This window comes from Candidatus Paceibacterota bacterium (genome assembly GCA_026195275.1).
Lineage (GTDB): Bacteria > Patescibacteriota > Minisyncoccia > Phycocordibacterales > JABMNX01 > JABMNX01.
The window spans coordinates 43,733-67,435 of sequence record JAPHQU010000004.1 but is presented as its reverse complement, the minus strand read 5'-3'; the positions used below and the strand labels follow the sequence as shown (position 1 = coordinate 67,435).

Here is a 23,703-nt window from a genome sequence, read left to right as displayed (position 1 = left end):
GGCATACGATATGTATAGTTGAGCATTTTTGTAATCTTTGTTCCATCAACACAAATTGGATACGAGTACCCCTTCCAACTACCTGGCGCCGTAGGTATACGACCCCGTGTTAAGTGCCACACCCAAAAAAATGCAAGTCGTACCATCCACGGATAAATAGGTAACGCTTTCTTCCCTACTGCCTTTGCCATGTCCTTGCCATACACTGCTTCTCCAGGAGGCGCTAGATTAAATGCTTCATATGAAATAGAGACATCATCAAAAGCTAATCTTGACACAATATCAGTGACGTCATCTTCGTGAACATATTGCCGTAGCCATTTTGGTGTTACTGGTACAAACGATACCCATAACGAAATAATATTATAAAGGATTGACCCCTGTCCTTTAAGAGAACCGGACAGGGATGCCTGAAGCCCAAATCGGATACGAGCAAAACGTCCTCGAGGTCCAGTAATCGCAGCTGGTCGGAGAACTGACACTGAAATGTCCCTTTGCTTTTTAGCTACATCATATTTTTCCTTAAGATGTTCTTCACACACACGTTTCTCTTCGGAATAAAGATAATTAGTCTTACGGAATGGTTCATCTTCTTTATACTGATGACTGGTAAGATTGTCTGCAAATGCGCCATAAGAAGATACTGTTGAGAAATGTATGAGTCGTTTAACTGCCGGCGTGTCAAAAGCGAAATCAAAAATATTATCAGAACCATCAACGTTCCACTTCCACTCAAGTGGTCGGTCTCCATACATCTCACGAATCTGCCACGCAGTATGTACAACAACATCGGGATTGTATTTTGCTACTTCCCTCTGCCATGTGCTATCTGACGTATTTGCAGTGATCCACACCACCTTGTCATTTCCTCTGAGAAGATCCGGCTCAAGCTCTTTATCGAGCGCAACAATCCGCGTGACGTCATCGCGTTTTGAGAATTGATCGCAGAGCATCGCGCCGACATACCCAGCAGCCCCAGTTATAAATAGTGTGTGTTGTTTCATGTCTGTTTGTTATGACCCAAACTTGGATAGGACAGTTTTTATCGTCTTTAACGCGATCACTACGTCAAGCAGGAGCGAACGGTTTTTAACATAGTACACATCATACATTAAACGTGCTTGTGTATCTACAACCGACTGCGGGCTAATTTGGTTACCTTTTTCGTAATCCTGCTTTATCTGTGCCCACCCCGAAAGACCCGGCTTGATCACGCTTCGTGTGTTATAGAATGGGATCTCGCGTGAAAGGCGCTCATTGAGCCCCTGCACATCAGGCCGCGGACCAATGAACGACATGTCTCCACGCAGAATATTCCAGAGTTGGGGCAATTCGTCGATACGTGTTTTCCGGATAAGCGCACCAACCTTTGTAACCACGTTGCTCGTCTCGCCTATCCATACACCATCTTCGTTGCGTTCCATGCTCCTAAATTTGTACGCGGAAAAGACTTCGTTATTCTCTCCAACACGTCTCTGTGTGATAAAAATGTCTCCACCATCTTCTATCTTGATAGCCATGATGACGAATGGGTATATCAAAAGCGATACACCTCCGATGAGGATTGCTCCACTAATATCCATGGCACGTTTAAGTATGTTGTAGAAAACTCGGGGACTTGTTGAGATGTTCTCAAATATCCAACTCTCGTTAAGTGCGCCAATTGGGACTCGATCAAATACATCTTCGTAGACCGCATGTATATCAAGGAGAGTTACATCCTCAGTATCAGCAAACATACCCGGGAGAAGCCCGGCGGTTTTGCGACTCTTAATATCAATGACGATGACAGCGACACCTTCCTTGATCGCGCAAAGTATTTTGTCGTGCATTGCTTGGGTATCATCTGTGCTATCAACATCAATGATATGTACAAATTCGAGGAGATACCGCGGGTTTGTGTTCACCTCCCCAACAAGCTCCGATACCTCATCGCTATGCCCGATAATCAGCGCGCGCTGTTTTTTACGCACACCAATACGGGTTGCTATGAACATCCGCCACACAAGTATAAATAAAGATGATATCACCGAGTAGAGTACCAGGTTCGTCTTTGGAGCAATGTTTACAAATGGCGCAAGAAAGAAAAAAAGTGCAGCAAGAATAATATTCACCGTTTGGGCATTAAGAACGACCTTGGGAAGCTTACTGCGGAGAAGTGTCGTGTGTTTATCATAAAGACCCGAGATAAAGAATACTGCTACCCACACCAGAAAGAGAACCGAGAACGGTTCAAGATGGTTATAAAAGAGGGTGTCGCTTGGCACCTCTGCGTAACGCACAAACAGCGTTACCCATAGTGCGAGCAAGAATGCGGCAATATCACCAAAAAGCAAGGCAAAAGGCTCTTTTTTGTTTGCGATAGTCATGTGTCTATGACTCTCACAATACAACAAAAATATAAGATGACAAGTTACTCACGTGTTACTGATCTTGTGAAGTATCGTGTACTATTAGCATATACATGAAGAAAAAGAATATCCTCTTCCTTATAACCAAATCAAATTTCGGCGGAGCGCAACGCTATGTATTTGATCTTGCGTCCTCACTGCCAAAAGAAGAGTACGCGGTAACTGTTGCGTTTGGTGGGCAGGGCGTACTTCAAGATAAGCTTAGAGAAGTCGATATACAAACCGTCTCGATAAATGGTCTTGATCGAGACATCTCTTTATTTAAAGACTTTGCTGTATTTAAGAATGTGTACTCGCTCCTCAAGGAGACACGTCCGAATATTATCCACCTCAACAGCTCAAAGATCAGTGGTATCGGCGCGCTCATGGGGCGCATCACAAAGGTCCCCCGTATCATATTCACTGCACACGGTTGGGCGTTTAACGAAGAGCGCCCTATCTGGCAAAAGGTGCTGCTTTGGTTTTTCTCATGGCTCACCGTCTTACTCTCGCATCAGACAATTGCCGTATCACACCAAATCAAAGACCAGATAGGACGCGGACCACTCACAAAGAGAAAAACCGTTGTCATACACAATGGTGTAAAACAAGCCGGGGTGTTCACCTCAGAGGAAGCTCGAGAGATCATCCTTGAGAACAATCCAAATATGCGAGAGTCTCTGCCGAAAGACGCTTTCTGGGTCGGCACTGTCTCTGAGCTCCATACAACGAAAGGACTCCTCTATGCGATCAGGGCGCTTCAACAAATACGAAAAACGCACCCTAAGGTTATCTTTGTTGTTATTGGCGAAGGTGAAGAACGAAAAAACTTACAAAAATCAGTACAAGACGCGGGGTTATCTGATTGTGTATTTTTCCTTGGTTTTATTGATACTGCCGCACAGTATCTCAGAGCATTTGATATCTTCACCCTCACCTCTATATCAGAAGCGCTTTCTTATACCATACTTGAAGCGGGGCTCTCCGAACGAACGGTTGTGGCAAGTGATGTTGGTGGCATACCGGAGATCATCACCTCAAGAGACAACGGGATCCTCACCCCTGCCCGCGACTCTCAATCAATTGCCGAGGCTGTTCTTTCTCTCATAGATAACCCGGGGTTACGACAGAGATATGGCGAAGCACTCAAAGAAAAAGTTGTTGCTGACTTCTCTCTGGAACAGATGCTACGGAAGACTGTGCGTATTTATGAATCATAATCTCTACATACCGATGAATTCGCGGTGTGTGTCTTCTTTGTGTGTCGCCCGTGCATAACGACGCATCCCCATCAATATTCCGAGACCGATATATTCAGTTACCAAATGAGAACCCCCATAGCTCATGAACGGCAGTGTTGTTCCGGTGACCGGCAGAAGCCCGATGTTCATACCAACGTTCACTAATAAATGACTGATAAATAAGATTGCCAATCCAATACCAAAGAGAATCTCAAAATTACTCGCGCCCACCATTGCGTTCTCAAGAATACGCCAGATGACGATAAAGAATATGCCAAAGAGCATGATCACCCCAACAAAACCCCATTCTTCTGCAAATGCGGCAAATATAAAGTCGGTCTCGTACTCGGGTAAAAACTGCAACTTCGACTGTGTTCCGTATCCCACACCTTTCCCTAGAATCTGCCCGGAACCAACAGCGATAGTTGACTGGTACGCGTTATACCCCGTACCTTGGATATCAGCTAGTGGATGCAAGAAAGTGAGAATGCGCTGCTTCTGATAGTCCTCAAAGACATACGACCACATACCAAAGAGTCCAACGGCGCCAAGAAGCAATACGAGCAAGAGGTGTCTCTTTGATATGCCCGAGACGAGCACGAAGCCAAACCAGAGCATCGCAATAATGACCGCTGAGCCAAAATCCGGCTGCAAGAGAACTAGCAAGAATATAACGAAAGCATAAAAGCCTGAGACGAGAATATGTCGAATGTTTGCAATCTCGATGTGTCGGCGCGAGAAGTATTTCGCAAGCAAGAGGATCACCACCAATTTGATCGGGTCAGACGGTTGGAGCGCGAACACGCCAAAGTCAAAACGACTTTGCGCTCCTTTTGCAATGTCTCCAAAAACAAATATCAGGAGGAGGAGGAACGTCGAAGCGAGAAAAAGTGCCACAATAGTACTCGTTCGACGAAGAAATCGGAAATCAATAAAACTCAAAACAAAAAAGAGAGCGACCCCGACCGCCGCCCAGATCAATTGGTTCTCAAAGAAATAATTCTCACCAACAAACGAGTTCATGGTGAGCACCCCCGCCCCCACAAGGAGTAAAGAAGACACAAGAAGCACCCAATCAATATGAGAAAACAGTGTTCGTGCGCTCCGGACCACTCTCTCTTTTTGTGATAACCAACCGTTCATGAGGACTACTCTCGAAATGGTGCCTGCGGAACGATCTCGATTCTACTCACGACTCCAGTGAATGGACGAGGCCATGTGAAGACCACAATCTGTGATGACTGTTGCTGAAGGCTTTCTATAGCGGTGCGCGACGAGGCTATCGCGGTATCCTGTTCGTCAAACACGGTAGCAACCACTTCAATATTATGAATATCAGAGAACGAGTTGTTCTTAATTTCCGCGGTGATTCGTGGTGCTGAGGTCTCCTCGGTAAGTTCTCGGTCTCCTACCGCAAGACCTTTTACTGGAGAATCAACCCGCTCCCATTCAAGTGGCGAAAGGAACTCAAAGAATGTCCTTGCGGGAACACGGTTCCCGGTTGCGACACCTCCCTCGAACACCGACGTGATAGCATTAGGGATTACGTATGTGACACCCTTCCGCTCCGCAACAAGTATATTCTCCGCGTCAAAGAGCTTGAATGAATATGGCGCCGCGACTACCCCTGCGGAGAAATTTGGATTGCTCACATACGCTACTGCGTTGTATACGCCCGGTATCACTTCAAATGACCGCGCCCACAATACCACCTCAGGCTGCACTTGTGACTCATGAAGAAGCGCACATGGCCCACCTCGATCGATACTGAGCTCCCCTTGGTTCTGTACTCCATCAAAACATGTTGGTTGTTCATACCAGAGAAGAAAAACAGGCACCCCAACAACCACGAAAAGGAAGAGTGTGACACCTCCGAGGTATATTGCTCGACGCTTTGCTGCCCATGACATATATCTCTATTGTAACAAAAAAAGGAAAAACCGCCCTATAGACGGTTGAAAAGATCGGACGGACCAAGTGCAACACTCGGTCCGTCCGACGTGGCAGCGTACTACTTACGACCCTATAAGTAAGACACGAGAATTGTGAGAAACGTGTCACTATAGACCAGGAGTGATGCGATATATCGCGAATATACCGAACACTCGGTCGACACAAGAGATCAAGACAGAAGTTGTTCTTATTACTTCTTATCTCATCTTCAAATGCCACAGATCCACAACAGCCGCTTTGCCTACGAACTGTTGTGACTAGTGGATTTGACCACGAGGTCTTACCTCAAGTTGGTACCGAGGACTCACTCTTCCGCGCCACATATACCAAGCGGTAGTATCTCAAAAAGAACACTCTGGGTCAACAAACAAAAATTCGCACCTTTTGTTCTGGCGACTAGCTACTTTCCCCATCAAAGAGTATCATCGCCTCTACTGAGCTTAACTTCTGTGTTCGGAATGAGAACAGGTGGTTCCTCAGCGATTAATCACCAGAACAAAAGGTGCGAATATCTAACACGTCACACTCAAGTACTCAATGATAAGTCCGACTCCATGTCGGACAAAGAAAAAACAATGATGGTGACCACGAATGGTCGGGGTGGAAGGGATTCGAACCCTCGACCTCTGGCTACCGAAGCCAGCGCTCCACCAGGCTGAGCTACACCCCGTTACTATTCATGATAGAAAGTTGGTGGAGCCGGCAGGATTTGAACCTGCGACCTTCCCAAGACGAGATGCTCTCTCGCGACACACGCGTGTTCCTGACCCACCCCTTAAGTTGGCAGCTCATGGAGTAAATCAATCCAAAAGAACTGAGAAACAGCGTGTGACCTTTCTGAGCTACGGCCCCAAACACCCATCATTGAATACTTGAGTTGGTAAAAACAAACTTTTTGTTTACAGCGATTTTCAGATTTCCTAACAGGAGTACGACGAATTAGTACTCCTTGGCTAAACACATTACTGTGCGTACACCGAGAGCCTATCACCTAGTCATCTCCTAGGGGTCTATGATCTCTTATCTTGAGGTTGGCTTCCCGCTTAGATGCTTTCAGCGGTTATCCATTCCCGACATAGCTACTCGGCAGTGCCGCTGGCGCGACAGCCGATACACCAGAGGTCAGTTCATTCCGGTCCTCTCGTACTAGGAACAACTCCTCTCAAAGATCGACGCCCACAGCAGATTAAGACCAACCTGTCTCACGCATGTTCTCACGAATTACTTCGTGCATTGGACTGTAGCTTTAACTGACACACCATTACAGTGTGCAGATAACTGACGTTCAGTCTCTACGGACCCCCTTCACTTGCATGCAAGTGCGGGGTTTCCTCGGTATTGCCCTCCCTGAATGGGTTCGGGTTTTACCGATATAAGTCAGCTTTACTAGGTGTTACGAAAACACCCAGCCGCCGTGATTAGATTGATTAATTCTCATTGAATAAACGAAAAGACTTCGATTTTGTGTCGTTAGAGTGGACTCAGACTGTTGAGAAGTCAAATAAATTCAACTTCTCAACGGTCTGAACCCAGCTCGCGTACCTTTTTAATTGACGAACAGTCAAACCCTTGGGACCTTCTCCAGCCCCAGGATAAGGTGAGCCGACATCGAGGTGCCGAACATTGCCGTCGATATGGACTCTTGGGCAATACCAGCCTGTTATCCCCAGGGTAACTTTTATCCGTTAATCTCGAGCTCCGTCTAAAGGAAACTCTCGGTTCACTAAGCTCCGCTTTCGCGCCTGCTCGGGATGTACCCCTTGCAGTCAAGCCCTCTTTTGCCTTTACACTATCGGCACGGTTTCCATTCGCGCCTAGAGGACCTTAATAGACTCCTCCGTTACTTTTTAGGAGGAGAGCGCCCCACTCAAACTACCCACCAGATACTGTCCCTACACGTTTTTTCCGTTCAGGTTAGAGAATGCAAATTGAAAGGATGGTATTTCACTGGCGACTCCACGATCCCCGAAAGGTCCGCTTCAAAGTCTCCCATCTATGCTACGCAGTCAACTCACACCCCCAATATCAAGCTGTAGTAAAGCTCCTGGGGTCTTTTCGTCTAGCTGCAGGTAGGCGGCATCTTCACCGCCATTGCATTTTCACCAAGCTCTTCCTCGAGACAGTGCCCCAGTCGTTACACCATTCGTGCACGTCCAAAATTACTGGACTAGGAATTTCGCTACCTTAGGACCGTTATAGTTACGGCCGACATTCACCAGGGCTTACACAGCCCAGCATGACAAGTAAACTCATCACACCATCCGTGCTTAACCTTCTGGCATTGGTCAGGCGTCACCCCCTATACATCCTCTTACGAGTTCGCAGGGAGCTGTGTTTTTGGTAAACAGTCGCCAGGGCTCTTTAGCTGCGGCCTACGCAGCCAATAGAGGATTCGATCTCTCGATCGAACACTTGCACCCGTTGTCATGTATATGCATACATATATGACATGTCTCATCTTTTGTTTTCTTCATGAACTCCTCTATTGGCTGCACAGGCAGACCTTATTCCGAAGTTACGGTCGCTGTTTTGCCGAGTTCCTTGAGGAAGACTCACTTGTTCGCCTTGGTCTTCTCGACCTGATCACCTGTGTTGGTTTGGGGTACGGTTTTACGAATACTGAAGCTTAGAGACTTTTCTTGGAAGCGTGCTCCTCTGAATTTGGATTGGCCGAAACCGCACCATTTTCGCTCTGCTTGGGGTGGTGTCTCCCGGATTTCCCTAAGAGACCCCCTCACAGCACCAACGCAAATCCAATAATGCGCTCAGAGTACAACCCTCCGTCATCCCATCGCATATTCGTAAAGTCATGGAATATTAACCATGTGTCCATCGCCTCCCCCCTTCGGGATCGGCTTAGGCCCGACTAACCCTTCGCTGATCTACATCGCGAAGGAAACCTTGATCTTTCGGCGGGCATGATTCTCACATGCCATGCGGTTACTCGTGCCAACATTCTCACTTCTGAACGCTCCACCGTGGGTTATCCCTTCGGCTTCATCGCAGAACAGAACGCTCTCCTACCGCTCCCCATTCACGAATGAATGGAAAGCCCCCAGTTTCGGTATCACGTTTAGCCCCGATCATTTGCGGCGCGAAATCTCTGAATGAGTGAGCTGTTACGCTATCTTTAAAGGATGGCTGCCTCTAAGCCAACCTCCTCATTGTCTGAGAAATCTCACCTCCTTAAGTGCACTTAACGTGAATTTTGGGACCTTAACTTGGGATCTGGGCTGTTTCCCTTTTGAGCACAGGAGCTTAGCCCCCTGACTCTAACTGCCGCGCTATTAACTGTTGGTATTCGGAGTTTGATAGGAATGACGAGGTTTCCCCCTATTCACACCTGCCAGTGCTCTACCCCCAACAGGAACACACGACGCTAACCCTAAAGCTATTTCGGAGAGAACCAGCTATTACTCGGTTCGATTAGCTTTTCACTTCTTACCACAGGTCATCCGAAGGCGTTGAACGACCTCCCGGTTCGGGCCTCCATCTGTGTTTCCACAAACTTCACCCTGCCCATGGCAAGCTCACCGAGCTTCGGGTCTCATACATGCTACATAATGGTTCGCGCTATTCACACTCGGTTTCCCTGTGACTCCACCCGATAAGGGCTTAGCCTGCAACATATATGAACTCGTTGGCTCATTCTTCAATAGGCACGCCATGACGGTCTTGCGACCGCTCTGACTCCTTGTAAGCATGTGGTTTCAAGTCTATTTCACTGTCCTCACCGGACTACTTTTCACCTTTCCCTCACGGTACTAGTTCACTATCGATCTGAAAAAGTATTTAGCCTTACCAGTTAGTTCTGGCAGATTCACTCAAGCTATTCGTGTCTTGAGCTACTCAAGGACAACAACAAAAAAGTTGTATATGTTTTCATGTACGGGACTGTTACCCTCTTGGGTGCTTCTTCCCAGAAGCTTCCATTAACATTACAATTTGTAACTTTTCTCATTTTCGAAAAAATGACATTGTTGCCTTACAACCCCCGATACCACCTCTAGCACCTGTGTAAACACAGATGGTAGAGGTGAAATCGAGTTTGGGCTCGTCCCAGTTCGCTCGCCGCTACTACGGGAATTCCTATTGGTTTCTTCTCCTCCGGGTACTGAGATGTTTCACTTCCCCGGGTGCGCTCCCTTCTATCAAGTAGAAAGGTGACCGACAGAGTCGGCCGGGTTCCCCCATTCGGAAATCTCCGGGTCAAAGGTTGCTAGTCACCTTACCGAAGCTTATCGCAGACATGCCACGTCCTTCATCGCCTTTTTCAGTCTAGGTATCCACCACACGCTCTTAGATCTCCTATCAGGAAATCTAAAAACCGCTACACGAGTATAACCATAGCCACACTCGTGTGTGCCGCTTGCTTACAGCGGCACGTAAACATTTAGTTTTAGTCTTGGTTTGTTTTTACCTGCGGATCCGCCTAGTCTCTCCGACCAGATGGATCCTATGACGTTGTCAAAGTTCTCGTGATGTCAGTTATGAGTGAAGGCAAGAAAAAAACCGCGAGATCGCGGCTGCGTTAGTCATGAGTCGATGCCCCGGCTAGCGCCCCCGCTTGTTGGTGTTCTTCAAATCAATACTCATAATCACGTAGACAGCAGTATACACGAGGCGGGTTTTTGAGTCAACAACCCAGCTGACACCGTGCTATTCCTGAGTATTCGGACCCTTAGAATATACCGTGCACCAGCTTCATGGCATTCAAGGGAGGCGCAGTCTACATAACACTCTCTAAAGAAAGACACTTCCGTCTTGTGAGATGGTGGGGTTCTTTCAGGAGGACTCACAACACTAAAGCAAGCGAAAGAAATTCTTAGAGAATCACAAGAAGCCACCTGAAGCGAAGCAAACTGGTGCCGCGTCCTACAAACAGGGTGCGGTTCCCTCTTTATGGACCCTATGCAAAACACCCCGTGCCGAAGGCACGGGGTGTTTCAAAAAATCATCGTGATGCGCGCGAATTACTCGCGAACCTCTCCGCGAAGTCGCTCGAGGTATGACGCAGCTGCCTGCTGTCCACCAAGACCGAACGCAAGTCCGAATCCAAGTGAGAGTGCAACAATCACTCCAGTAAAGAGTGTCTGTACGAAAGCAGTTGCCACGCCGAGCTGGTTGAGCGCGGCAAGGACAGCAAAGACCCAAATAGACCACTTCGCAACACTTCCAAGAAGGTTTGCTGAGATCATGTTTGCGGCCTTCGCAGCTCCAGCAACAACATTACGTGCGAGTTCTGCAATAACTGCAGCAACCAAGAGAATGAGTACCGCCACAATCACTTGTGGAAGGTAGAGGAGAACAACCTCCTGCAAGAACACATTCACCTGGCTAAGTCCGAGCACGTCGAGTGCTGCCACCAAGAAGACAATGATAACGAACCACTTGACCAATCCTCCGAGGAAACCTCCAGAGTTCATGGTAAAGCCAGCGCGGTTGAAGACCTCTTCAAATCCTGCACTGCGAAGCGCGTTATCTACTTTAAGGGATCCAACGATCTGTGCAACAACTCGTCCAAGTACTGCGCCGACGATCCATCCAATAACAAAGATGATCAATGCGACAACAAGACTCGGTACGAAAGCAACAACGCCAAGCCAGAGATCCTGGAATGACTGCTGGAGTACCTCAGTCCATGTTTGTAATAACATATGGTATATATCCATGTCGATATTCTAAATATCTCGACACAGATGCCTAGGCTAATCCGAACCTTAGAAAAGTACGGATATTCTATCAATGAATCATCCCATTTCGGGACAATCGACCGTTATGCACACAGGGTGTGTGCATCTATATAATATCATTTGTTTTAGCGGGTATTTCTACCCTCCTGTGGAAAAGACGTCCCCACCCACAACAGAGCCATGTAATTAAGATCAGAAAGAGAACCAGTCACCCTCGTACCGCCCTCCAAGCCTGTTTAGGACGGTCTGGTGCGGATAGTCAAATATATCCCGAATGGTCTTATCGTAGATATTCGTGCGATACATAAAATCGTCAGTCGCAAAGGCTGTGTACCTAAGCTCACGACTCATCTTGGTCTCGATATCACGAACCGCGCGCTCAAGCTTTGTCTCGTCAAGACGATCACCAACAACTAATAGATCAATCTCTCCATCAGGATTCTGGATAAAGGCCCCGGCAACAACAACCAGCTTACACCTACCGGCCGTTGAGAGCTTTTGTATCAACTCGTTCTCCTTTATCGGCGCAACGATAAGAAGAAAATTACGCAACGCTGAGAGATATTCAAACTTCGGGTTAAGCGTCCATCCATGAACCTTCTTCTTGGTGGTCTTCTTGTTCTTTCCACTTCCCCGTATAACCTCAGTCGAAAATGTACAGCGCTTGATCAAATCAATCTTCTCCATCATCGCCACCTCCTTACGCGCTGTCGCCGCCGCTACCCGAGTACGTTTTGTAATATCAGCATTCTCAAAACTATCCCCCTCATTAAAGAGAAAGAGTCGCAGGATCCGAACTCGCGCGGTGCTGCCAAATAATTTATCAAGTACGTCCATATGCGAACCATTGTACGCTTCCCGAAGCGGAACGCAACCACCAAAAATAAACGCCCCACATACGCGGGGCGTTTATTTTGGCTTAGATAAGCCACCAATCAAAGGCTCAACGTAGTCAGACTACGTTGTGGAAAATTGAAACTTACTTCAATTCTACCTTTCCACCAGCTTCTTCCACCTTTGTTTTAATCTCCTCTGCCTCTTCCTTCTTTACACCCTCCTTAAGTACGGCTGGGGCGCTCTCAACGAGATCTTTTGCCTCCTTGAGTCCGAGTCCGAGAATTTCTTTAACTGCCTTAATGACCGCAATCTTCTGGTCTCCAATTGCCGAAAGCTCAACAGTAAACTCGCTCTGCTCCTCACCAGCTCCTTCGCCACCTGCTGCCGGTCCGGCTACCGCGACTGCTGCCGCTGAAACACCAAACTTCTTTTCAAGTGTCTTTACGAGCTCGTGAAGCTCAAGAACGGTCATGTTCTCAACCTCTTCGATAAGCTTCTTGAATTTCTCAGGAACTTCTACCTCCTCCCCTGCGTCTTCTGCAGGAGCCTCAACAGATACCTCCTCCTTTTTTTCTTCCGTAGCAGGAGCTTCTTCTTTCTGCTCCTCAGCAGGTGCTTCCGCTTCCTGCTCGTCTACCTTCTTTTCTTCGTCTGACATGATTTCTATGAATTACGAATGATGAATAATGGGTTATGCTTCCTTCTTCTCCGCGATCGCGTTAAGCGCAAATACAAATCCCTGGATTGGGGAATTGATGACATTTGCAAACTGTCCGTAAAGCGTCTGAAGGGACGGGATTGAAGCGATAGTGATCATCTCCTCTTTCCCTACAAGTCGGTGTTCAAAGATACCACCGAGGATCGAGAGGCTGTCCTTATGCTTCTTGGCAAATTCTTGCACACCACGCGCCGGTGCGATCTGATCGTCACCCCACGCAAGTGCGAGCTCGCCCTCAAGCTCCGGCACCTCACCCTCAACCCCAGCATCCGCGATTGCACGCTTCGTGAGTGTCTTCTTTGCCACAAGATACGTCACACCCTCGTCTTTGAGTGCGCTACGCATCTCGTTGGTTTCTGAGACACCAAGTCCGTGAAAGTTCACGAATACTACTGAACCGGCGTTCTTTGCCGCGTCAGTGAGCTGCTCAAGTGTTTCTGTTTTCTGTTGTTTTGTTTTTGCCATTCTTAGATTTCGTTACGAGTGTAACGAATTACGAAATCTTAGACCCCGTGAAATGCGACGCCTTGGCGACGCACCCGCGCCCTACGGCGCAGGATTTCACTGGGGTTTGGATTTAAATTCACTACCCTGATGAAATCTTCCGCCTTGGTGCGGAAGCGTGTCGCTGTGCGACACATTTCATAGGGTTAAGAACCAGTAACGCTCGCTATCGCTCGCGAACAGGTTCTCTATCGACCAAAATGGTCTGAAGGGAGCACCCCAAGTTGGGGCACCTTGCCTCGGCAGGATATTGAGCCGTTTTCTCCCGGCACCTGCTGTCTTCAGTCCAGTGCATAGCATAGTACCCGAGCCGGTTCTGAGAGTCAACCCGCGCGCCTGCGGGCGCGCAAAGAAAAAACCGAGCATGATTGCTCGGTGTAAGGGGTGCCCCGCACCCAGGAGTCCTCCCGGGTGCGTGAGCGGTTGGAGGATGCTTTCAGCGTCAGATGTTAGACGCCCTTCTCGGTGTGAGTGACTGCGGCGCGCGCAGACACGTGCGGCGAGAAATTCTGCATGGCCTTCATAGCGAAAACCTCCTCTTCCTTTCGGAGTGTGATGCCTCCCTCGCGGACGCATCTCCACCCTCTATACTACCAAAAGCACTTCGTCACACAACACCAGCTCGTGGATATAATTCCGCGTATACAAGACCCAGTACAAAGACCGCTCTTGTACTTACAAGGGAGGTCTTTGTACGACAGTTTGCACATCTAGAAAGGGCCACCAGGTCCTCCCGGCCCGCCAGGTGGGCCACTCGGCGGTCCTCCTGGTCCTCCCGGTGGCGTAGAAGAATCTCCACCTGATGATTCTGGATCAGATTCATCATCAGAGTCCGTGTCGTCATCATTTGATTCACCACCCGACGATTCCTCTGCTGGTACCAAATATACCCACGGAACAATTCCATACCAGAGATGCGGCGGCGGATTAGAACCCATCTGGAAGAAACTCCTGAAGTTCGCGACGTCGCTATTATCATGAATCTCATACATTGCCGCAAACATATTCTCGCCGTCGACCGGGTCAGCAACACTGTCATTATTCTGGGTACTCGAAGGGTTTGTTCCAAGCGAGTGTCCGTTCACGATTGTCGCGCTCCCAACCACTCCGCGGTACAAATCGCCATACCGGTTCCCCGAAAGATTCTCCGAGAGATATGTGCACGTGCCACTCACCGGCGTATACGCTTGCCCAGCAACATAACTCTCAGTCTCATTCGGACAATAGTAACCAACTGTGAGAATGGAGATACTATTCTGTGACTTTGGTGTGCAGTACATCACTCCACCGGCTTCATCGGTATCATTCACCGTATACGTATTATTTGAATTCCAGTTCGACGGATCGTCTCCCGCAACATCGACATCCTTGCGCTCCATCGACGTCTTGCTGCTCGCATCGCCGCCACACCACCCACCGCCGCACGAAGCAAGGTCGGGCGTCCGGTCAAGTGTCGTTGTTGCAATACTGCCAAAAGCCTGCGCGAGATAGAGCACCTCGCCGCTGTTTGAGAGCCCACTACCGCTTCCCTGTCCACTAAATGCCAGCACAATATCCTCAGCGGCACTCGTTGTATTCGAGTCGCCACGCTCAATGAGATAGTAGCTCTTTGATGCAACTGGTCCCGCAAGTTCCAAGTACGGCACTAGGTCTTCTGCATAAAGTACCACATGCGAGAGGTCGAGTGTGTAGTTGGTGCGGTTGTAGAGCTCAATCCACTCATCGGCGGCACTCGCTTGAGTTCCCGCCCACGCTATCTCATTAATTACAATTGGCATTTCAAACACCTCAATGTCCTGCGTGCTCGAGGTTGCAATACTTCCTTCCACATCAAGCGCGGAAACCTCAACCGTATGTTCACCAACCCCAAGTGTAACTGAAGACGATGTCGCGCTTGTCTCCTCAACACTCGCTCCGTTAAGCGTCACGCGGTACAACTCTCCCTCATCAAAATCCCACGAAAACGACACGCTCCCCGCCCCTCCCAGAAGACATGCGTCTGTGCGCAGCGAGTGCGCACATTCCGCAACACTGAGCCCCTTCAGCGGTGTCTCAACACTCACTGATATACTCACCGTATCAACCACCTCTTCATTGTCATTTAATTCGCTAAAGATAATAGTGGTCTCCCCGTCCGGAAGATCAGTCACGGTGAGTTCCCACAATCCATTCTCATCCACCGTCGTTACCTCATCAGAAAAATCTTGTGCGATGGTATCACCCGGAGCGCCAGTACCTGAGAACGTAATCGTACTCGTTGCAGATTGTGTCGTGTCCTCTGAATACGCAACAGTAAATCCTTCTTGATTCTCTTCGTTGTCGTCTTCTTCAGTGTTCTCGTCATCACCCTCTTCTTCATCTTCATTATTGCCGTTGTCTTCATTGTCACTTTCATCGTCAGATTCTGAATCGTTATCCTCGGAACCCTCGTCAGAACCCTCTTCTTCCTCCTCATCGCCCTCGGAAGAATCACCACCATCATCTCCTTCTGAAGAATCATCATTCGAACCATCATCTTCTCCTTCGTCTGCCGCATCACCCTCACTGTCTTCATCGCCCTCATCATCACCGACCTCGTCTTCGCTTCCGACAACATTTTGCTCATCGCCTGTGTTGCTACTGTAGTCTATCTTCGGTGTGCCACCACCGTAGTCAATTCGTGGTTCGGACGGAGCTTCTACACTCTCTTCACCCTGTGTCCTCGATGTATCCGAGCTACCTGACTCACCCTCAGAAACAGACAAAGTATCAGAATCATAGAGAGCGTCGTCATCAGAATTTTGCTGTGTTGTGTCTTCGCCGGTATCATCGGTACTTGCCGCAGCAAGTTTTATTAAGACCTCATTAGGCACAGGCGGGAGAACGAGCTCAAAAATTGTTTTTGATGAATCATTGTCTGTGCCCAGGCTATCTTGTTGTGAAGCGTCGTCCCCCGCGCTAATGCCCGTTCCACCAATGATCTGAGTGATAGCAACACCAACTGCCGCAAGTGCCCTTCCCGCCGCGGCCGCAACCTCTTGTGTTATCTGTGCGGCAGGGTCTACCATGGCAAAAACTGTGTGTTGCATCTGATATGAGAAATCCTCTGCAGGCGCGTCAAAACACCCTTCACTTTCGACAGTTTCATCCTCTAAACCAAGGGAGTTGAGTGACTCAGTAATGTCGGCGATGATGGTCTTCGCCGCGCCTGCCAGATACTCCTCACTGAACGAATGTCCGCGTAAGAGCTCATCGAGCTCCGGACGCGCAAGTGGGATGAGGATATTTGCCGGAAGTGGATTTTGTATACCCACAGCAGCTGTCCACTCGCGCACGTTATTTACTAAACCATCATTTGCTGAAGTGAGATAAGACCCTTCCCCTGCAACAAACCCCGCTGGCGAGGCGAGGTTATAAACAGCTATTGATTCTTCTGGAACGCCGTGCTCAGTGAGATAACCGTAAAGTTCATTTGTATAAAAGGCACCTTGCGAGTGCCCAACCAGAAGTATCTTTCGCGTTTTCACCTCAGAGTGAATCTGCATCAAGATCGTCTTGAGGTCATAACTATTAACCGACGACCCCATCGCTTGCGAGACAACCTGTACCGCATCCCCAAGACCGGCTAAATGAGATGGGTTGTAGCCGTTTATGAAAGAAACCTTATCTTTGGGATTTCTTATACTATACAGATTACCAAAAAGACCGAGGTCATCTTTTGCTTTTCCCAATCCTGTAAAAATCCCATTAACATAAACAACCGTGGACCCGTCCTCACTACAATTTGCAAGCGATACGCCAGGATTGAGTAAGAGAAGAAGTATAAAAACTATCCAAAGGTTACGCATTTACCTTCATTAATTATCAAAAATAAGGTCACAGTTCTCTCCCTGGAGTAAACCAAATGTTGTTTGATACCTCTCTATAGAATTTTCAACCTCATTTCGCTGTTCGGTGTTAAAGATTAATCCCCTTACCTCAGACCGAGCTGAAAAATAATCCTCTAAACCAGTGTATTCGTTCACATCAACCGAATAGACACTCAGGAGACAACCTGACGCTCTTTCTTCGCTTTGTGTAACAGCAACCCACGTCTCTGAATTAAAAACCTGGGTTAATTCAAGCTGCAATCCAAGCGCGTACTGAAGCATCGCCGCGCGGATCTCGATATTCTGATCACCAGGATATCGCTCAAAAATAGCAAGCTCAACATCGTCACGGATACCGTTCTCATTCGCATCAACCCCTTCAACAGTCGCGTTGTTGAGCGCTACGTCAGGCGAAGGTGGGAGCCGCTCCCCCGTTACGTCTGCCAGGTTGAGTTTTTGCGCGTTGATGAACGCGATTGCTTCCTGTGTCTGCTCATCTTCTGCGACAAACGGAACGCGATAGATGACCAGTGCGATGTAGAGGACAAAAATGATGAGCAACGCCCACCGCCCCACTCCCCATGCCCGAAGGAGAAATTCTTTCATATTTTTCATACTACCAAAATTTTCCTCTCTCTATTCATCATTCACACGCCAGATGTTCATAACTCACAAAAAATCTTGACGTCGGACGTCAAGATTTTATTTCGTTTTATTTCGTATTAGGCATTATACCCATCACATCAAGCATCTGTGTTAATAGATAGCTCAATTATGCTGTGTATATCATGCTAGAGTTATTTATATGACGCGTTTCTTTCATGTATATAACCGCGGCGTTGATAAACGAAAGGTTTTCCTTAACGACAAGGATCGCGTGCGGTTCTTGCACGATTTATATGAATTCAACAATAAGCAAAGTTCGAACGGACTGACCAAACACCACCTTGCATCATCAGAGAATCTTGACGTCCGACGTCAAGATTCTTGGAAAAAAAGACGCGAGCCAGTGGTGCAGATTCATTGTTTCTGTTTAATGCCGAATCACTACCATCTTCTTGTCTCCCCTATTGATGATGATATGGAAAATTTGTCGCTATTCATGAAAAAACTCGGTGGCGGATACACCAAAGCATTTAATGAAAAATACGAACGTAACGGCGCACTGTGGCAAGGAAAATATAAAAAGGTCGAAATTGCCACTGATGCACACTTTCTCTATCTTCCTTTTTACATACACTTCAACCCACTTGATCTAAATATGCCAAAGTGGCGTAAAGGAAGTCTTTCAAACTGTAGAGAAGCAGAGGAGTATCTACAATCATATCGTTGGTCGAGTCATTCCGACTACTTAGGAAAAAAGAATTTTCCCTCTATCACAGATCGAAAGTTCTTTCTTGATCTCCTCGGGGGCGAGGAGGGCTATGAAAAACAAATGCGCGCATTGCTCAAGTCCAGGTCCATAATGAGCGAGTTGGAAGGAATTACTCTGGAATAAGATTAGACATATCCTACAGTTAATACCTAGCTGATATCTTCATAATAGAAAGGGAAGAAAAAATCTTGACGTCGGACGTCAAGATTTTGTGTGAAATAAGGTAATGAAGCAGAGCGGATCAACAGTCGCTGCCTTGGTCGCAGGCAGATTGAGTGGCCGGGTCGACACTGTCCCCTGCGAAGTGGGCGACAGCGCCGGTTATGATGAAGCTCAAGAAAAGCAGCGCAAGAAAGCCGAAGAGGAATTTGAAGAAGGTTGTGTTTGTAAGCGGTTTCATCTTCCTAGTAGAGACCCTCTAGCTCAGCATCAACCGATTGCACCAAGTTCTCATTGCCAGCGGCCTCTGCTTTACTCCGCACTTCGAGGTACGTCTGCTTAGCCTCCTCAGTTCGTCCGGTCTCTTTGTAGAAACGCCCAAGTGAGATGAGAAGGTCGATGCTATTCCCTACCGCACTAATCCCCTCTTTAAGAGTCTCTTCTGCAAGGTTAGTGTCGGTCTTGTACGAGTATCGGTAGAGTTCAAAGAGTGCCTGGTAGTGAATCGATTGACCGGGATTTCGCTCGATTGCCTGCTTGAAGTATGACTCTGCGGTCACGAAATCTTCCACTTCGTGGTGGTAGTAGTTGCCGAGGTTGTGGTACGAGACTGATTCTCCGGGGACCACTTGCGCGATGTACTCCCAGATCTCAACGGCACCTTCGTAGTCACCTGACGTCTTGTACATAAGTGCAAGGTCGAGCCATGCACCATAGTTCTCCGAGTCATCCTCGAGCTGACCCACAAGCTTCGCAATATTGGTCTCAAGAGCAGTACGCGCATCCTGGGGGAGAGTTGATGAAAAGGCAACGGTGCGATCGAGCGGTGGATGTGCGACCTTTTCGATAAGCGTGTCATCAAACTCAATGCGATTCTCCCCTCCTTCGATGACGGTAGTGCCGTCTTCTGGTGGAGTAGTGGTATCCCCCGCTTTCATGTACCAGTAGCCGGCAGCTGCGAGCACAAGCAACGCCACTACACCTGCGCCAATAAATAGATTCTTTTTCATAGTGTTTTCCTGATTGAACATATGAAGACATTGTATGGGAAACGCACGCGCCATGCAATGCACACAAAATCACCCTTAACCACCCTTCATGTACAAAAATCTTGACGTCCGACGTCAAGATTTTTGTGGAAGGTGTGTGAGAAGGGAGAAATGGCAACGCAAAAACCCCCTACCGAAGTAGGGGGTTTTTGCTAGCTTGGCCGATTGCTCGGTCTAGCCGACTAGGAGGATTGTGTTAGCGAACCACCTAGTTGTTAGTCATTGCTGACTATTTAGACAATGTTACGACCTCTGAACCATCCGATGGAAGTCCTGAGATGAAGTAACCGTTTGTCCAGTCAACATGACCTGCTGCTGACGTTGTTGTCGCGTTTGGCGACCACACAAAGTTGTCCGGACTTGTTCCGTCAACTGACGCCTGTGCTCCCATGAGTGTTGACAGTGATGGGTAGGTTGAGTCACCTCCAAGTCGGGTTGTAACCGATCCTGAGAAGGTTCCTGTTCCTGCCGTCAATGTAACTGTACCTGTTACTCGGAAGTAGTAGGTAGCTCCTGCTGGGATCTGGAGGATTGATGACAACTGTGCGTCATTGTCTCCAGAACCTGCGAGGCTTGCGAGTTGGGTAATAACTTTACCGCTCGTGTAGCCTGATACAGGCGTTGAGTAGCTCGCATCGGTGTACGCGTATACGTCTACCAATGTAACTGTGGTTGTACCTGATACAGCGCTTGCTGATGAGGTTGAGAGGTTGATGGTGAACTGGTGGATACCAACTCCATTTCCTCCGGCGCTCGCCGTTACGCTGAATCGGTAAAGATCCATGACTCCGTTAACCAAGGCGGTTGATGGAACAGCCTGCTTGGTAATCGTTGGGTACGATGAGAACATACGTACTCCTGAGAACGAAGTTGAACCTGATGCGTTGATGGTGGTTCCTGAGGTTCCAACACCTTGGGTGTTGGTTCCGTTGGTGTCAACATCGACTGCGATAAGCGCTCCCTGGTTACCAGACTGGCTTGCGCCAACTGATGCAAGGTCAAGCTTAACGGTAATGTCCTTGTCAGAGTCCTTCGCGACCGTTACCGGTGTTGAAAGAGTTGACGTTGCGTTGGTGTTTGCACCTACGAAGTATGCGTCACCAATCATGGTTGAACCATCCCACAAGGTTGCTCGTACGAGGTCGCTTGAGGTTGATGATGCGGTTGCATTCGTAAGGGTAAGACCAATGCGCTGGATCGTTACTGATTCGTTTGCAGCGTGGAAGTTGATGATTCCATTTGTTACTCCAGTTGATCCTGCCTTCACAATTGCGTATGAAGGACTTGATGCGTCTTCTGAAGCTACGAGGGTTCCTGCTGCTGCGGTCATAAGCTGACCGTTAGATGCGGTAACGTCCTCTGTAACTGCAACCGATGAGGTTACACCGGTAACTGAGATGTTAGCGTCAACTGCTGCAATACCCCACTGATAGGTCGAAGCCGTATCAGCTGAGCTTGAGAGGTTACACTTGAGTGCCAATGTTTTAACCGTTCCCTTTGCAACAGTAAGAGTGTTGTCGAAGGTAAAGGTGTTGGTGCTTGCAGATGATGTTGCAGCTGCTGTCGGATTAACTACGTTTGAACCGCCGTTCAACGCAGTTGAACCATCCCACAACTGACATGACGTCAAGTTGCTGTACGCACCTGCGGTAGCGTTTGTGCTGCCGTTAAGCAATCCAACCATTGATGAGAATCGTACATCCTCACCTGACTGCGTTGCGTCGAACTGGTAGTTCGCGAAGGTGTAACCCTGCGCTCCTGCCACAATGTTCTGTGCAACTGGGTTTGGTGCCACGCTCACGTTGAGGTCAGCCGCCTTAACCGTCATTGGGTTAAGCGTGAATACTCCCTGTGAAATCGTGATTGAGTCTCCCGTTACGTTTCCAACTGGAGTTGTCCAGCCAGAAGGGGTAACAGAAAGGGTGTAGACAGTACCGTTTCCGATAGCTGAAGCTACCTTACCCTTGATGGTGTAGACCATCTTTCCTGTTGGAAGGGTCATTGAGTCGGTGAAGACTAATGAAGTTCCTGCGGTGTCCGCGTCAACTGGACCTGCAACAACTGAGCCGTTCTGATCAACGATTGATACGTTGGTCAAGACTCCTGTTCCTGATCCTGATGAGGTTGCAACCGTAACGGTCAAACCTGCAATGTTGATCGCTTCACCCTTGATGTCGGTCTCAAATCCGCCAAGTGGCTGATTTGGAACGTTGACAGCAATGTTCTGTGACGCAACTGAGATCGCTTTCTGGATCGTTGAAGCTGATCCAGCTGAGATCGTCATTGTTGCGTTGTCGAAGAACGGAGTCCCTGCAGTGAAGACTGATGAAGTCGTTGCTGCAGTACCACTTCCTGCTGGAGGTGTGATTCCGTATCCGTAGGTTTCTCCGGTGATGTAGAGATCAGTCGTCTTGTAGATGTCGAAGATGACTGTTCGGTTTGAACCACCGATGATGTCACCCTTTACGTAGATATCGATGTTGTTACCCTTTCCGATAACAATACCGTTTCCAAATGAAGTTGTGTAGTACTTACCATCAGATGAAACTGTGGTTGGGTACGCTACTCCGTTTGCAACAGTAACTACGTTTGCGATATCATCCTTTCCTGCTGAACCTGACTGGTTCCATCGGATGTTCTTGATTCGAACGTCCTCTGCTGAACCTGCAGTGATCTGGATTCCAGCGAATCGTACGCCGGTTGATCCGATCTCCTTGGTCTGTGCTGAGTTCGGGTCGAATGAAGACACTGCCATCGTTACTGACCCAAGTGAAAGGGTTGCGTTGATGGTGTGCATTGCTCCAGTGATTGGAAGTGAACCTGAAACCGCAGCTGAGGTGTTAACCGCAACTACATTGATTCCAACAACCTGTCCCGCTCGGGTAGAGTTGTCTGAAGCCATGTTACCTGCAACGGTGAAGGTGCGGGTTGACCCTGCTGGGACTACTACATCCTCACCAATTGTTGCCTGGTGGTTTGAGTTGAATGTCTTCGCGGTTCCGAGCTGTGTACCATCCTGATCAAGAAGAACTACTCCTGAGAATGATGCGTCTGCTCCGAGACCTGTTCGCTCAACAGTAACGCTGTTCATCGTAACCGCTCCGTCAGTTCCGGCGGTAACCGTGAACTTTGTGAATGGTACGCGTGCCGCGCTATTTGGCGCGAGTGATGCTGCTGGCTGTGCTGCTGCTGCAACTGAGAGTCCTGTTCCTGTTGGTGCGGGAGTAGTGGTGCCACCTGTGGTGCCACCAGTTGTTCCTGCTACTGCTGTGTACTTCGCCTGTGAAATTGGGCCGAAGTATCCAACTGCTGGTGAGACTCCGTTTGCTGCCTGCCATGCGGCTACAGCTGACTGGGTAATAGTACCGAAGTAACCCTTGGCACCTGTCCACGTGAAGTGTCCAGTACCTTCAAGGTATGTCTGAAGACATGTCACGTCAGCACCTGTTGCACCGATCGTAAGTGATCGTGTGAACGAACATGCTGTCGTTCCTCCTGTTGATCCGGTTCCTGATGTTGGCTGTCCACGGAGGGAAGCGTCAACATTGTCGATAGTTGCCTGCTCAGCTCCAAATGATGAGAGGAGCGAGAGGATCGACTGAATCTGAGCCTCGGTGAGCGCCTGCGCCTTCACGGTAGTGAATGCGAAGAGTGCACCGAAGATCATTGCAACAACGATAAGCGCTGTTACAACTTTTCGTGTTTCTAATGTGTTAATCATAGTGACCTTTAATTTCCTATAAATGCCTTTGTGTGCCTGTGTGTCGACAGACACACAAACGTCATTTAGGTACGGACCTATTTTCTTTCGACCAAAAATATGTCCGTCCTTTTCTGTGTTCAACTCCGTGCTCTGTTTTGCGACCGAGCAGTGAAGCTGTTCACATGCGATATTTTTCCTTCACTAATCTCGCCTCTGAATATCGACAAGGGACG

General features: G+C 48.3%; 14 protein-coding genes, 2 tRNA genes and 2 rRNA genes. 2 read left to right on the top strand and 16 right to left on the bottom strand.

The genetic code is table 11. From position 1 onward, the window contains the following. Both OQJ98_02785 and OQJ98_02780 read right to left on the bottom strand, forming a co-directional pair. The coding region (locus OQJ98_02785; protein ID MCW9054877.1) for an NAD(P)-dependent oxidoreductase at nt 1–1,004 on the bottom strand (1,004 nt) is incomplete at its 3' end. Nucleotides 1,005–1,013: 9 nt separating this feature from the next. Continuing rightward, nucleotides 1,014–2,369, bottom strand: coding sequence for a sugar transferase (locus tag OQJ98_02780; GenBank protein MCW9054876.1), 1,356 nt, complete (start codon nt 2,367–2,369; stop codon nt 1,014–1,016). Nucleotides 2,370–2,464: 95 nt separating this feature from the next. Here OQJ98_02780 and OQJ98_02775 point away from each other — a divergent pair, with 95 nt between their 5' ends. Then, nucleotides 2,465–3,610 carry a glycosyltransferase family 4 protein gene (locus OQJ98_02775; GenBank protein MCW9054875.1) on the top strand — a complete coding sequence of 382 codons (1,146 nt, stop codon included), beginning with the start codon at nt 2,465–2,467 and terminating at the stop codon, nt 3,608–3,610. 3 nt (nt 3,611–3,613) lie between these two features. On the opposite strand, the gene rodA is transcribed toward OQJ98_02775, so the two are convergent. The 12 genes from rodA to OQJ98_02715 form a co-directional block, all read right to left on the bottom strand. Then, the gene (rodA, locus tag OQJ98_02770) at nt 3,614–4,774 is read right to left on the bottom strand and encodes a rod shape-determining protein RodA (GenBank protein MCW9054874.1); all 1,161 of its coding nucleotides are present in this window, start codon (nt 4,772–4,774) and stop codon (nt 3,614–3,616) included. A 5-nt stretch (nt 4,775–4,779) separates the two neighbouring features. Further along, nucleotides 4,780–5,541 (bottom strand): FxLYD domain-containing protein, encoded by a 762-nt coding sequence (locus OQJ98_02765; GenBank protein ID MCW9054873.1) that lies wholly within the window; start codon nt 5,539–5,541, stop codon nt 4,780–4,782. 430 nt (nt 5,542–5,971) lie between these two features. Continuing rightward, nucleotides 5,972–6,079 (bottom strand): 5S ribosomal RNA (gene rrf, locus OQJ98_02760). 97 nt (nt 6,080–6,176) lie between these two features. Beyond that, nucleotides 6,177–6,254 (bottom strand) — tRNA-Pro (locus OQJ98_02755). 21 nt (nt 6,255–6,275) lie between these two features. Beyond that, a tRNA-Pro gene (locus OQJ98_02750) sits at nt 6,276–6,436 on the bottom strand. Between the two features lie 67 nt (nt 6,437–6,503). After that, nucleotides 6,504–9,898, bottom strand: a 23S ribosomal RNA gene (locus OQJ98_02745). Between the two features lie 659 nt (nt 9,899–10,557). Beyond that, nucleotides 10,558–11,241 carry a hypothetical protein gene (locus tag OQJ98_02740; protein MCW9054872.1) on the bottom strand — a complete coding sequence of 228 codons (684 nt, stop codon included), beginning with the start codon at nt 11,239–11,241 and terminating at the stop codon, nt 10,558–10,560. A 228-nt stretch (nt 11,242–11,469) separates the two neighbouring features. Beyond that, nucleotides 11,470–12,114: a hypothetical protein gene (locus tag OQJ98_02735; GenBank protein ID MCW9054871.1), complete on the bottom strand. Its 645-nt coding sequence runs from the start codon at nt 12,112–12,114 to the stop codon at nt 11,470–11,472. Between the two features lie 142 nt (nt 12,115–12,256). After that, nucleotides 12,257–12,604, bottom strand: a complete 348-nt coding sequence (gene rplL / locus OQJ98_02730) for a 50S ribosomal protein L7/L12 (GenBank protein ID MCW9054870.1) — start codon at nt 12,602–12,604, stop codon at nt 12,257–12,259. A gap of 201 nt (nt 12,605–12,805) precedes the next feature. Continuing rightward, a complete protein-coding gene (gene rplJ, locus OQJ98_02725; protein ID MCW9054869.1) occupies nt 12,806–13,297 on the bottom strand; it encodes a 50S ribosomal protein L10 in 492 nt (163 codons plus the stop codon). Nucleotides 13,298–14,046: 749 nt separating this feature from the next. Next, nucleotides 14,047–17,046, bottom strand: coding sequence for a hypothetical protein (locus tag OQJ98_02720; GenBank protein ID MCW9054868.1), 3,000 nt, complete (start codon nt 17,044–17,046; stop codon nt 14,047–14,049). Between the two features lie 126 nt (nt 17,047–17,172). Next, a complete protein-coding gene (locus tag OQJ98_02715; GenBank protein ID MCW9054867.1) occupies nt 17,173–17,790 on the bottom strand; it encodes a hypothetical protein in 618 nt (205 codons plus the stop codon). Nucleotides 17,791–17,989: 199 nt separating this feature from the next. Between OQJ98_02715 and OQJ98_02710 the strand changes: the two genes are divergently transcribed. Continuing rightward, on the top strand, nt 17,990–18,682 hold the full coding sequence (locus tag OQJ98_02710; GenBank protein ID MCW9054866.1) for a transposase: 693 nt from the start codon (nt 17,990–17,992) through the stop codon (nt 18,680–18,682). Between the two features lie 281 nt (nt 18,683–18,963). Here OQJ98_02710 and OQJ98_02705 read toward each other — a convergent pair whose 3' ends face one another. Together OQJ98_02705 and OQJ98_02700 are read right to left on the bottom strand one after the other, a co-directional pair. Beyond that, nucleotides 18,964–19,728, bottom strand: a complete 765-nt coding sequence (locus OQJ98_02705) for a hypothetical protein (protein ID MCW9054865.1) — start codon at nt 19,726–19,728, stop codon at nt 18,964–18,966. A gap of 268 nt (nt 19,729–19,996) precedes the next feature. Further along, nucleotides 19,997–23,488, bottom strand: a complete 3,492-nt coding sequence (locus OQJ98_02700; GenBank protein ID MCW9054864.1) for a peptidoglycan-binding protein — start codon at nt 23,486–23,488, stop codon at nt 19,997–19,999. Between the last annotated feature and the right edge of the window lie 215 nt (nt 23,489–23,703).

Excerpts from the sequence above, each read along its gene's own strand:
- OQJ98_02740 (MCW9054872.1), bottom strand. The coding sequence starts at position 11,241 with ATGTTATTACAAACATGGACTGAGGTACTCCAGCAGTCATTCCAGGAT.
- OQJ98_02715 (MCW9054867.1), bottom strand. The coding sequence starts at position 17,790 with ATGAAAGAATTTCTCCTTCGGGCATGGGGAGTGGGGCGGTGGGCGTTG.
- rodA (MCW9054874.1), bottom strand. The coding sequence starts at position 4,774 with ATGAACGGTTGGTTATCACAAAAAGAGAGAGTGGTCCGGAGCGCACGA.
- OQJ98_02700 (MCW9054864.1), bottom strand. The coding sequence starts at position 23,488 with ATGATTAACACATTAGAAACACGAAAAGTTGTAACAGCGCTTATCGTT.
- OQJ98_02775 (MCW9054875.1), top strand. The coding sequence starts at position 2,465 with ATGAAGAAAAAGAATATCCTCTTCCTTATAACCAAATCAAATTTCGGC.
- OQJ98_02705 (MCW9054865.1), bottom strand. The coding sequence starts at position 19,728 with ATGAAAAAGAATCTATTTATTGGCGCAGGTGTAGTGGCGTTGCTTGTG.
- OQJ98_02735 (MCW9054871.1), bottom strand. The coding sequence starts at position 12,114 with ATGGACGTACTTGATAAATTATTTGGCAGCACCGCGCGAGTTCGGATC.
- OQJ98_02765 (MCW9054873.1), bottom strand. The coding sequence starts at position 5,541 with ATGTCATGGGCAGCAAAGCGTCGAGCAATATACCTCGGAGGTGTCACA.
- rplJ (MCW9054869.1), bottom strand. The coding sequence starts at position 13,297 with ATGGCAAAAACAAAACAACAGAAAACAGAAACACTTGAGCAGCTCACT.
- OQJ98_02780 (MCW9054876.1), bottom strand. The coding sequence starts at position 2,369 with ATGACTATCGCAAACAAAAAAGAGCCTTTTGCCTTGCTTTTTGGTGAT.
- OQJ98_02710 (MCW9054866.1), top strand. The coding sequence starts at position 17,990 with ATGACGCGTTTCTTTCATGTATATAACCGCGGCGTTGATAAACGAAAG.